9 protein-coding genes and 1 pseudogene are annotated in these 11791 nt (G+C 38.6%); 6 read left to right on the top strand and 4 right to left on the bottom strand.

The window, feature by feature from the left end:
* Positions 1 to 19: 19 nt before the first annotated feature.
* The 4 genes from LF886_RS17665 to LF886_RS17650 form a co-directional block, all read right to left on the bottom strand.
* Complete coding sequence (locus LF886_RS17665; RefSeq protein ID WP_236850928.1) at positions 20 to 2146, bottom strand: S9 family peptidase; 2127 nt, start codon at positions 2144 to 2146, stop codon at positions 20 to 22.
* A 28-nt stretch (positions 2147 to 2174) separates the two neighbouring features.
* Positions 2175 to 2522: a TerB family tellurite resistance protein gene (locus LF886_RS17660; protein ID WP_103234027.1), complete on the bottom strand. Its 348-nt coding sequence runs from the start codon at positions 2520 to 2522 to the stop codon at positions 2175 to 2177.
* Positions 2523 to 2676: 154 nt separating this feature from the next.
* Complete coding sequence (locus tag LF886_RS17655) at positions 2677 to 3786, bottom strand: BT_3928 family protein (RefSeq protein ID WP_236850926.1); 1110 nt, start codon at positions 3784 to 3786, stop codon at positions 2677 to 2679.
* Position 3787: 1 nt separating this feature from the next.
* Positions 3788 to 4354 (bottom strand): DUF1599 domain-containing protein, encoded by a 567-nt coding sequence (locus LF886_RS17650; RefSeq protein WP_103234244.1) that lies wholly within the window; start codon positions 4352 to 4354, stop codon positions 3788 to 3790.
* Positions 4355 to 4801: 447 nt separating this feature from the next.
* Between LF886_RS17650 and folP the strand changes: the two genes are divergently transcribed.
* From folP to ilvC, 6 genes and pseudogenes are all read left to right on the top strand, one after another.
* On the top strand, positions 4802 to 5572 hold the full coding sequence (gene folP, locus LF886_RS17645) for a dihydropteroate synthase (RefSeq protein WP_410685639.1): 771 nt from the start codon (positions 4802 to 4804) through the stop codon (positions 5570 to 5572).
* Positions 5573 to 5940: 368 nt separating this feature from the next.
* Positions 5941 to 6813 (top strand): branched-chain-amino-acid transaminase, encoded by an 873-nt coding sequence (gene ilvE / locus LF886_RS17640; RefSeq protein WP_236850923.1) that lies wholly within the window; start codon positions 5941 to 5943, stop codon positions 6811 to 6813.
* Between the two features lie 179 nt (positions 6814 to 6992).
* Positions 6993 to 8674 (top strand): annotated as a pseudogene (ilvD, locus tag LF886_RS17635) (dihydroxy-acid dehydratase).
* A 6-nt stretch (positions 8675 to 8680) separates the two neighbouring features.
* Positions 8681 to 10405 carry a biosynthetic-type acetolactate synthase large subunit gene (gene ilvB, locus LF886_RS17630; protein ID WP_236850922.1) on the top strand — a complete coding sequence of 575 codons (1725 nt, stop codon included), beginning with the start codon at positions 8681 to 8683 and terminating at the stop codon, positions 10403 to 10405.
* Positions 10406 to 10416: 11 nt separating this feature from the next.
* Positions 10417 to 10698: a hypothetical protein gene (locus LF886_RS17625; RefSeq protein ID WP_103234240.1), complete on the top strand. Its 282-nt coding sequence runs from the start codon at positions 10417 to 10419 to the stop codon at positions 10696 to 10698.
* A 46-nt stretch (positions 10699 to 10744) separates the two neighbouring features.
* Positions 10745 to 11791, top strand: a complete 1047-nt coding sequence (gene ilvC, locus LF886_RS17620) for a ketol-acid reductoisomerase (RefSeq protein WP_236850920.1) — start codon at positions 10745 to 10747, stop codon at positions 11789 to 11791.

Here is an 11791-nt window from a genome sequence, read left to right as displayed (position 1 = left end):
AGAGCTTTTATTTATTTATTTATTTATTTATTCCTTCCAGTTTAAACATGAATGCATACACCAAAGCGATATCCTTCAGATAATCGAACCTTCCGGAAGCGCCACCATGACCATATGCCATATCTGTTTTTAATAACAATACATTTTTATCCGTTTTCATATCCCTAAGTTTGGCTACCCACTTGGCAGGTTCAAAATATTGTACCTGAGAATCGTGTAGGCCTGTTGTTACCAATAGATTAGGGTAGTTTTTCTTCTCTATATTTTCATATGGAGAATAGGATTTCATGTAGAAATAAGCTTCCTTGTTATTTGGATTTCCCCATTCGTCATACTCATTGGTAGTCAGCGGAATACTTGTATCAAGCATGGTATTTACAACGTCTACGAATGGTACCTGTGAAATGATTCCATTCCAAAGATTCGGGCTCATATTGGCTACTGCTCCCATCAGAAGACCTCCGGCACTTCCTCCCTGAGCATACAGATGTTTTGGAGATGTATATTTTTCTTTCACCAGATATTCTCCGGAATCAACGAAGTCGGTAAATGTATTTTTCTTTTTCATCATTTTTCCGTCTTCATACCATTGTCTTCCCATTTCCTGACCTCCGCGGATATGAGTAATAGCATAAGCGAAACCTCTGTCCAAAAGACTTAGCCTGTTGCTGTTGAAAGTAGCATCCATAGAGCTTCCGTAAGAACCGTAAGCATAGAGTAGAAGCGGGCTGTTTCCATCTTTTTTAAATCCTTTTTTATAAACAATGGAGATCGGAATTTTCGTCCCGTCTTTTGCTGTGGCAAAAAGCCTTTCTGTGGTATAATTGTCTTTATTATAGCCACCCAGAACTTCCTGTTGTTTTAAAAGAGTTCTTTTTCCTGTTTTTAAATCCTGTTCATACTGAGAATTTGGAGTAATCATAGAAGTATATCCAAAACGGAAATTATCCGTGTTGTATTCAGGATTGTCCAGTGAAGAAACAGTATAGGCAGCTTCGTCAAATTTCAAAAACTCCTTTTTCCCTGTTTTTCGGTCATAGATGACCAGTTGGGAAAGTCCGTTCTGTCTTTCGCTGAAAACCAGATAATTTTTAAAGGAAGTTATGCCCTGCATCAAAACATCTTTTCTGTGAGGAATAAAATCTTTCCAGTTTTCAACCCCCGTTTTATCTAGAGGGGTTTCTACAATTTTAAAGTTGAGAGCATCTTTATTGGTTCTGATCAGAAATTTATCTTCTAATGGCGTAATGCTATACAGCACATTCTTCATTCTGGGCTGGAAAACATTGAATGTCCCATCAGGCTGATCAGCGTTCAGATATCTTGTTTCCGAAGAAGTGGTAGACCCTGAGTGGATCAGAACAAATTTTTCATTCTTAGATTTATAAACGGAAATAAAGTTGGTTTTATCCTTCTCCTCATACACCGTTACATCTTTACTGGAATCTGTTCCCAGCGTATGCTTTTTGATCTTTTCAGATAAAAGGGTCGTAGGATTATTTTCTGTATAAAAAATGGTTTTATTATCATTGGCCCATGTTGCAGAACCTCCTGTATTTTTTATTTCCAGATCTGTAATTTTTCCTGTACCAAGATCTTTTAAAAATAACTTATACTGTCTTCTGGAAACATCATCCACACCAAATACCATTTTTGTATTATCAGGACTGATACTGAAACCTGAAGCGGCATAATAAGAATGACCTTCAGCCATCTTATCTACATCCATAAGAATTTCTTCCGGAGCAGTAAGGCTGCCCTTTTTTCTACAGTACTTAAAGTATTGTTTTCCGGCTTCTGTACGGCTGTAATAGTAATATCCATTCCTAAAAACAGGTACAGACTCATCTTTCTCCTTGATTCTGGCTTTCATTTCCTGGAAAAGCTTTTCTCTGAAAGGTTCTGTATCTTTCATCATACCCTCCCAATACGTATTTTCGGCCTTTAAATAATCAACGACCTTGGTAGAATCTTTTCCTTTTTTAAAATAATCAATCATCCAGTAATACGGATCATTGACCTTGTCACCATGCATTTCTCGGATATGTTCCTGCTTTTCTGCAACAGGACCTTTCATATCCGGAAATTTTTGAGATTGAAATGTTGATGCACTCATTACTAATAGTCCTAGATAAATTTTTTTCATGGTATTTTGTTTTGGATCAGAGTTGATGCTATAATCCCCAAAGGTTTTTCAGCAAAACGTAGAATGTATGTTCTTCTTCGGTTACTTTGTTGTCTGCTTTGATCAATGATTTTGCAAACTGAACAAATTTTACACGCTCATCTGCTGTAGAATCTTCATGGAAACATCTCGCATGGAACTCAAAATGGTCTTTCCATTCCTCAGGCTGTAAAAGAGCCAGCGTTTCAAGTTCATTGTCAAGATTCATTCTGAACGGAAATTCATCCGCCATATATTGCTGCACCAGCATTCCTTCTTCAGGAGCAAACTCTCCGTCTACAGAAGAAAGGATCATTAATAAGTGATAGCCAGCGATTGATTTATTTGATTTTTGCATGTGTTGTGGTATGTTTAAGTTGAGTGTTTAAATTTGATAATTGATAATTGATAATTGATAATTGATAATTGATAATTGATAATTGAGCTACAATTATTTCTCATAGAGACTTCTTTTCTTCTATCATTTATAATTCATCACTCATCATTTATAGTTAGTTAACGTAGTCTTTTGCAGGCTGTTTGTCTACAATTTTTCCTTTTTCAAGGATCAATACAAACGGGTTGCTTCTTGCTATTGTTTTGATGGCAGTTCCGTCCATCAGTACATTCTTGATTGTTTTAAAAGTATTGGGCTCTGTAGAAACTCCATAGATAAGAGCTCCTTTCTGAGCATTTACTTTCGCTTCCACTTTCTGAAGCAGATCAGCAGGGATCTCTTTAGGATGGTAAGAGAAAACCAAAACCGCTTTTGGAGCGTTAATAATCTCGTTGGTAACTTCCATTCCCGTAGGATCTTCAATCTTCAATTTTACAATTTCAGATTTATAACCTTCTTTGATCAATACAGATTCGTTTTTCCCATCCTCAATTTTCCATGGAGAACCTTCTGCCCAGTATTCTGTTTTTTTGATATAATCATCCTGATTTACTTTTACAACGGCTCCTGTTTTCTGATTTTTCAGAGAGTAGAAAGTCTTGTATTCAGAAGGGTTCTTCTCGATTTTTACTTTTTCACCTTTGATATCTGTACCAATTTTATAATCACGGAAATCAATAATTGGTTCATGCATAATTCCCTGTGCCATAACGTAAATCATGCCCAGAGAAAAAACAGTTAAAAGAATATATTTGAAAGTGTTGGAAGGCTCTTTCTCAGTAACGGCATACTCATCTTTTTTACGGAATTCTTTTCTATACATGATGAATAAAATGATCAGCCCTACAAGAAGTACAACATCCTTAAGGAAACTCTGCCAAGGCGTAAATTTAATTGCATCACCAAAACATCCACAGTCTGTTACTACATTGAAATACGCGGAATAAAAGGTAAGGAATCCAAAGAAAATACAAAGAGCAATTAATATGGATAAGGTAAATTTAAGCTTTAATTTAAGCAGGAGCATAAATCCTAAGAAAAGCTCCAGTACCACTACTATAACTGAAAATAGCAGTGCAAACTTTTCTAAAAACGGCATATTAAAAACAGGAGGAGCAAAATATTCTTCCATTTTGAAAGAAAAACCTACAAGATCCACGGCTTTCACAAAGCCTGAAAGGATAAAAATAACAGCAATAATAAAGCGTAATAAACCTTTGAGCATATTAAATATTTTTGGGTTCGAATTGATTTTCTTTTTCCGAGAACTTGATCAGGCAGAAGACAGCATAGTTCAGCATATCGAAATAGTTCGCGTCAAGTCCTTCAGAGACGATAGTTTTTCCCTGGTTGTCCTCAATTTGTTTTGTTCTTAATACTTTCTGATAAATAAGATCCGTAATCGAAGAGATTCTCATATCCCTCCATGCCTCACCATAATCATGATTTTTTCTTTCCATTAGAGCCTTCGCTTCATGGGCGTATTGGTCATACAGACCTAAAATTTCTTCTTTATTTTCATTGAAATCATTGGAAAGGCCTTTCTCAAGCTGAATAAGTCCAATGATAGAGTAGTTCACAATGGCGATAAATTCATCTTCCTCACTCTCATCTACCATTTTTTTATCAGTCATTTGAAGCGTACGAATCCTGTTGACTTTGATGTAAATCTGGTCTGTAATGGAACTCGGTCTTAGTACCCTCCATGCAGCCCCGTAATCCTGTAGCTTTTTACCGAAAAGATCACGACACTGACTGATAACTTTCTCGAACTGTACTGATGTTTTTAGCATAAAATTTCTTAATCTTCCAAATATACGAATTCGGTTTTAGATTTTTGAATTTGAAGAGCTGAGTTTGTGAGTCAGAGGGTTTGAGAGTGGGAGAGTTTGAGTGTTTCGGATTCGTAATGCGGGGTTTTAGAGTTTGATAGTAAGAGGGTTGGAAGGTGTTTGAGGAAAGAGTTTCAAGATTCGATTTACCGAGTTTTGAGAGTGTGCTTAGCTTCCAACCTCCAGCTTCTGGCTTCCAGCCTATAATCTCTAATTTCTTCTCATTAAAAACACATAAATCACTAATTTTGCACTACAAAATCATTTATCAACTATCATTTATTAATTCTCATCCACCAATAATAAACTCCTATGCTCTCCAACCCTCCAACGCTCCAGTCCTCCAACGCTAAAACCTATTCAATCAACTGCAACGGCCGATTGGTACAACTAGACACTCCAAAGATCATGGGAATCCTGAATCTGACCCCGGATTCTTTCTCTGACGGAGGGAAATTCAATAATGAAAAATCAGCTTTGTCGCATGCCGAAAAGCTTTTGAAAGAAGGGGCTGAAATACTGGATGTTGGACCTCAGTCTACACGTCCCAATGCCGAATTTTTAAGTACTGAAGAAGAAATAGACCGAATCGGAAATCTCATTTCTCTGATCAAAAAAGAATTTCCGGAAGCCCTGATTTCTCTTGATACTTTTTATGCAGAAACAGTGAGATTTGGATTTAATGAAGGAATAGATCTGATTAATGATATTTCAGGGGGGCAGTATGATGCAGAAATGTTTGATACAGCTGCTGAAACGAAGCTTCCGTACATCCTGATGCATGTAAATTCTTCCTACCAAACCATGCACGATAAAATAAAATTCGAAGATATAACGCTGGAAGTGAACCAATATTTTTCCAAAAAAACGAAAGAACTTTTAGAAAAAGGCGTGAATGATATCATTCTTGATCCCGGTTTTGGTTTCGGAAAAACAGTAGAAGACCAAATGAAAATGATCCACGAAGTTGAATATCTCGGATTTGGAAAATTTCCTCTTTTAATAGGCATTTCCAGAAAGTCATTTATCTATAAACCTCTCGGGAAATCGCCTTTGGATATCAATGAAGAAACTCAGGAACTTCATATGAAAGTGTTGGAGCAGGGCGCAAAAATTTTAAGGGTTCATGATGTGGCTGAAGCAAATGAAACGCTTACCCATTTTTTACGAAAAAAATAAAAAGTGTGAAAAAAACTTGTGAGTATTTAAAAAGTTTATACATTTGCAGTATGAATTTTACGAATCAGAAAAATATTATTGTCATTTCTATTATTGCTGTTGTCATTAACAACAGTAAGGAAACGGCATTTTAAATAGATTTTGATTTAAAATATATATAGGCCGTTTCATATTTGAAACGGCTTTTTTTTGTTTTAATTTTTTATAGTACAAGAGTATGTATCAGTTATTATCAGTAATTATTATCGTCATTATTATTCCCTTGCGTCTGTGAGAAGGAAACTATATGACTGTACATATATGGAGCCCTCTCACAGCGTGAGAGGGCTTTTTTTATTCCCTTTTTTAATTTTTTAAACTTCTATAACATGTATTACAACGACGACACAGTCATCTATTTTGACGGAAAATTTTTGAAGGCAAAGGAAGCCGGAACAGATCTTTATGGGCAATCCCTTCACTACGGTTACTCTGTTTTTGAAGGAATTAAATCCTACAGCACAGATCAGGGAACCCAAATTTTCAAAGCAAAAGAACACTACGAAAGACTGAAAAGATCAGCAGAACTGATGCATATTCCCTTTGATTATTCCGCAGAGCAGCTTACAGAACTGACGTATGAACTTCTGGAACGTAACGGATTTACAGATGCTTATATCCGTCCGTTGGTCACATGTTCTCCCAATATGTCACTTTCAAAAGGACAAAAATCTTACCTGTCGCTTCTTGCCTGGGAATGGAAAAACGGATACCTGGCGGATAAAATGAAAATCATGACTTCCCCTTTTCAGCGCCCGAATCCTAAAGCTTTTAAAGTTGAAGCCAAAGTAGGTGGGCATTATGTGAATTCGATCCTTGCCTGTCAGGATGCCAAAGACAAAGGCTATGATGAAGCATTGGTTTTGGACGAAAACGGAAATGTTGCAGAGAGCTCTGGTGCCAATGTTTTCTACGAAAAAGATGGAGTCCTATTTACCCCGGGCAAAGGAAGCATCCTTCCGGGAATTACAAGACAAACGGTTTTTGAAATCTGTGAGGAGCTTGATATTCCGGTTAAAGAATCCTTTTTCAAACCTGAAGAAATGAGAGGAGCAGATGCCGGTTTTTTCTGTGGTACGGCTGCAGAAATTGTTGCGCTGGATTCGCTCGATGATGTCCCTTTTACCAGAGACTGGGAAGATACGGCGAGTGGGAGAGTACAGCAGGCTTATTTGAAAAGGGTAAGAGTTCTGTCATTGTAAATTTATGGAATTTAAACATTTGTATATCAGTTAAATACATCTATTTTTCGAATGATTGGATATTGTAGTTTTTAGGAAAGTTAGAAATGAAAGAAATATTACAAGCTGTAGTTTTGGCTGAAAATTAAATAAAAAAAATTGCTTTAAGCAGATGAGAAGAAAAGAAAATGAAGAATAATATGCTAAATAAATATTCAAAAACGTTTACGCAAAACAGTGAACAGCCCGCTGCCAAAGCAATGTTGTACGGGATAGGCTTTACAGAAGAAGATATGCACAAGGCTCAGATTGGGATTGCCAGCATGGGGTACGATGGAAATACCTGTAATATGCACCTCAACGATCTCGCCAGGGAGGTAAAAAAAGGAACCTGGAGTAATGGGTTAGCTGGATTGATTTTCAATACCATTGGCGTAAGTGACGGAATGAGCAATGGAACAGATGGAATGCGCTATTCACTGGTAAGCCGAGATGTAATTGCAGACAGTATTGAAGCCATCTGTGGAGCACAATACTACGACGGATTGATCGCATTACCGGGGTGTGACAAAAATATGCCGGGAACTATTATCGCAATGGGAAGACTAGACAGACCCTCTATCATGGTGTATGGAGGTACTATTGCTCCCGGTTGCTATAAAGGAGAACAGCTCAATATCGTTTCGGCTTTCGAAGCTTTAGGGCAAAAAATTGCCGGTGAAATCACAGAAGAAGACTTCGATGGGGTGATAAAAATTCTTGCCCGGGAGCAGGAGCATGTGGAGGGATGTATACAGCCAATACAATGGCATCTGCGATAGAAGCATTGGGAATGAGCCTTCCGTACTCCTCTTCCAATCCTGCTTTAAGCCAGGAAAAACAAAATGAATGTCATGAAGCGGGAAAATATATTAAAATATTATTGGAAAAAGACATTAAGCCTTCTGATATCATGACCAGAAAAGCTTTTGAAAACGCCCTTCGTATGATTGTTATTTTGGGAGGAAGTACCAATGCAGTTTTACATTTTATAGCCATGGCAAAAAGTGTCGGAGTGCCTCTCACCCAGGATGATTTTCAGAAGATGAGCGATTGTACGCCTGTATTGGCAGATCTTAAACCAAGCGGGAAATACCTGATGCAGGACTTGTATGAGCACGGAGGAATACCGTCAGTAATGAAATATTTGCTGGAAGAAGGTTTACTTCATGGAGACTGCCTTACCGTTACCGGAAAAACACTCGCCGAGAATCTTAAAGATGTTCCAAATCTGGATTTTAATACACAGAAAATCATAAGACCTCTGTCAGCACCCATAAAAGCTACCGGACATTTGAGAATATTGTATGGAAACCTTGCTGAAAAAGGAAGCGTGGCAAAAATTACAGGAAAAGAAGGAGAACGTTTTGTGGGAAAAGCCCGTGTATTTGATGGAGAAAAAAATCTGATCAGAGGAATTCAGGACGGAACCGTACAGCATGGTGATGTCATCGTCATTCGTCATGAAGGTCCAAAAGGAGCTCCCGGAATGCCGGAAATGCTGAAACCTACCAGCGCTTTGATTGGAGCAGGTTTGGGGAAAAGTGTTGCCTTGATTACAGATGGGAGATTTAGTGGCGGAACCCATGGTTTTGTAGTGGGGCACATTACTCCGGAAGCTCACGAAGGAGGATTGATCGCCTTTGTAAATGATAATGATCTGATTGAAATAGATGCGGTAAACAACACCATACAGCTCAAAGTTTCAGAAGAAGAAATTGAAAGAAGAAAGAAAGGGTGGCAAAAGCCCCCTCTTAAAGTACAGAAAGGACTGCTTTTTAAATATGCATTAACGGTATCATCAGCGGCAGAAGGCTGCGTAACGGACGAAATCACTCAATAAAAGTATATGGAAAACCTGAATTTATCAACAGAAATACAACTTACCGGAAGCCGGATCATTTTGGAGGCATTTCTTCAGGAAGGAGTAAGAACCGTTTTCGGATATCCGGGGGGAGCTATTATTCCAATTTATGATGCCCTTTACGATTATCATGAAACGTTGGAACATATTCTGGTGCGTCATGAACAGGCCGCGGTACATGCTGCGCAAGGTCTTGCAAGAGTATCTGGAGAAGTAGGGGTTGTACTGGCAACCAGTGGGCCCGGAGCGACCAATCTTGTTACGGGATTAGCAGATGCTCTGTTGGATAATACCCCTTTGGTATGCGTTACAGGACAGGTTTTTGAACACCTTCTAGGAACCGATGCTTTTCAGGAAATAGATGTGATGAACGTCACAAGCCCGGTTACCAAATGGAATTACCAGGTGACTGATGCCAATGAGCTTTCCGAAGTATTGGCAAAAGCATTTTATATTGCAAAATCAGGTCGTCCAGGCCCTGTACTGATTGATGTCACCAAAAATGCCCAGCTGCAGTCTGTTGATTATAAAGGATATTCTCCATGTCATTCATTGAGAAGCTATAAACCGGATCCCAATTTATGTTTTGAAAGTATTGAAAAAGCGGCGGAACTGATCAATAATGCAGAGAAACCATTTATCATAGCAGGACAGGGAATTATGCTGGGGAAAGCTGAAAAAGAATTTTTAGCGTTTGCTGAAAAATCAGGAATCCCGGTGGCATGGACGGTTTTGGGAATGAGCGCTATCCCTACCGATCACCCTCAGGCTGTAGGGATGGTAGGAATGCATGGAAATTATGGACCAAATATATTAACCAACGAATGTGATGTTCTGATTGCGGTTGGAATGCGTTTCGATGACCGGGTGACCGGAAGACTGGATCAATATGCAAAACAGGCAAAGATCATTCACCTGGATATTGATAAAGCAGAGATCAATAAAAATGTAAAAGCTGATGTTCCGATTCTTGGAAACTGCAAACAGACGATTCCTCTTCTTACTGGATGGATTACAAAAAGAGAGCATCCGGAATGGCATGAAAGATTTAAAAAATGTCATGAAATTGAAAGTATCAACCTGATCAATACGGAGCTTTATCCTGAAGAAGGAGAAATTACAATGGGAGAAGTTATCCGGTACCTCAATGAGATGACAGCAGGAGAAGCAATCATTGTAACAGATGTAGGACAGCATCAGATGGCAACATGCCGTTACTCTACATTTAAGCATTCCCGAACCAATGTCACGAGTGGCGGATTGGGAACCATGGGATTTTGTCTTCCCGCAGCAATCGGAGCATCGTATGCAGGGACCAATCGCCCTGTTGTAGCGGTTATGGGAGATGGAGGAGCCCAAATGAATATTCAGGAATTGGGAACCATTATGCAGTATCATCCGGAAGTTAAAATTCTAATTCTTAATAACTGCTATCTGGGAATGGTAAGACAATGGCAGGAACTGTTTCACGAAGAAAGATACTCCTCAGTGGATATTCAAAGTCCTGACTTTGTTCAGGTCGCAAAAGGATATCATATTCCTGGAAATAAAGTTTCTGAGAGAGAAGATTTGAAGTTGGCCCTTCGTGAAATGCTTGATCACAGCGGAGCTTTTCTTCTAGAGGTCATGACGGGAAAAGAACACAATGTATTTCCAATGATTCCTCAGGGGAAAAGTGTTTCAGAGATTGTACTGAATAATAAATTTTAAAGAATAAAAAGATGAAAACAGATCATAAAGAATATACCATTACCGCGTATACAGAAGACTATTTAGGATTGATCAGCCGGATCAATGCTATTTTTTCGAGAAGGAGAATTTCTATGTTGACTTTCAACGTGGGACCTTCCGAAATAGAAAAAGTAAAAAAGTTTGTCATCGTGATCAGAGAAACAGAAGATTCTGTTCAGAAGATCAGCAGGCAAATGGAAAAACAGGTAGACGTTCTGGAGGTACATTATCACAGAACCCCATATCTGACCGCAATAGAATATGCGAGTTAAGCAAAAAATTAAACATCATAATCAGTAATAAATAAAATCAAAAAAAATGGCAAAATTGAATTTTGGAGGAGTAGAGGAGAACGTAGTAACAAGAAACGAATTTCCGTTGGAAAAAGCTCAGGAAGTATTAAAAAATGAAGTTGTAGCAGTAATTGGATATGGAGTACAGGGACCAGGGCAGGCTTTGAATCAGAAAGATAACGGAATTAATGTCATTGTAGGGCAGAGAAAAAACTCCAAATCGTGGGATAAAGCAGTAGCAGACGGATTTGTACCGGGAGAAACGTTATTTGAAATCGAAGAAGCGTTAGAAAAAGGAACCATTATCTGCTATCTTTTGAGTGATGCTGCCCAGATTGAATATTGGCCAAAAGTAAAACAGCATCTTACCCCAGGAAAAGCTTTGTATTTTTCTCATGGTTTCGGAATTACTTTCAGCGAACGTACCGGAATTGTTCCTCCCACCGATGTAGATGTATTTCTGGTAGCGCCAAAAGGTTCAGGAACGTCATTGAGAAGAATGTTTCTACAAGACAGAGGTCTGAACAGCAGTTTTGCCGTATATCAGGATGCAACAGGAAAAGCAAGAGAAAGAGTAACGGCAATGGGAATCGCGATAGGAAGCGGATATCTTTTTGAAACCGATTTTAAAAAAGAAGTATACAGCGATCTGGCAGGAGAACGTGGAACATTGATGGGAGCTGTACAGGGAATATTTGCCGCTCAGTATGATGTATTGAGAAAAAACGGACACAGTCCTTCTGAAGCTTTTAACGAAACCGTAGAGGAATTGACACAGTCATTAATGCCATTGGTCGCAGAAAACGGAATGGATTGGATGTATGCCAACTGCAGTACCACTGCCCAGAGAGGCGCTTTGGATTGGTGGAAACGTTTCAGAGATGCAACTTCTCCTTTATTTGAAGAATTGTATGACAATGTAGCCAAAGGAAATGAAGCACAACGTTCTATCGACAGCAACAGCAAACCGGATTATCGTGAAAAATTAGAAGTAGAGCTTACTGAATTAAGAGAAAGCGAAATGTGGAAGGCCGGTAAGACGGTACGAAGCCTGAGACCCGAAAACAATTAA

It is taken from the genome of Chryseobacterium sp. MEBOG07, from assembly GCF_021869745.1.
In the GTDB taxonomy this organism is placed as follows: Bacteria; Bacteroidota; Bacteroidia; order Flavobacteriales; family Weeksellaceae; genus Chryseobacterium; species Chryseobacterium viscerum.
This window is presented reverse-complemented; position numbering and strand designations above follow the sequence as displayed.

Coding starts and splice junctions, on each gene's coding strand:
- LF886_RS17625 (WP_103234240.1), top strand. CDS start 10,417: ATGAAAACAGATCATAAAGAATATACCATTACCGCGTATACAGAAGAC.
- LF886_RS17660 (WP_103234027.1), bottom strand. CDS start 2,522: ATGCAAAAATCAAATAAATCAATCGCTGGCTATCACTTATTAATGATC.
- ilvB (WP_236850922.1), top strand. CDS start 8,681: ATGGAAAACCTGAATTTATCAACAGAAATACAACTTACCGGAAGCCGG.
- ilvE (WP_236850923.1), top strand. CDS start 5,941: ATGTATTACAACGACGACACAGTCATCTATTTTGACGGAAAATTTTTG.
- folP (WP_410685639.1), top strand. CDS start 4,802: ATGGGAATCCTGAATCTGACCCCGGATTCTTTCTCTGACGGAGGGAAA.
- LF886_RS17655 (WP_236850926.1), bottom strand. CDS start 3,786: ATGCTCAAAGGTTTATTACGCTTTATTATTGCTGTTATTTTTATCCTT.
- ilvC (WP_236850920.1), top strand. CDS start 10,745: ATGGCAAAATTGAATTTTGGAGGAGTAGAGGAGAACGTAGTAACAAGA.
- LF886_RS17665 (WP_236850928.1), bottom strand. CDS start 2,146: ATGAAAAAAATTTATCTAGGACTATTAGTAATGAGTGCATCAACATTT.
- LF886_RS17650 (WP_103234244.1), bottom strand. CDS start 4,354: ATGCTAAAAACATCAGTACAGTTCGAGAAAGTTATCAGTCAGTGTCGT.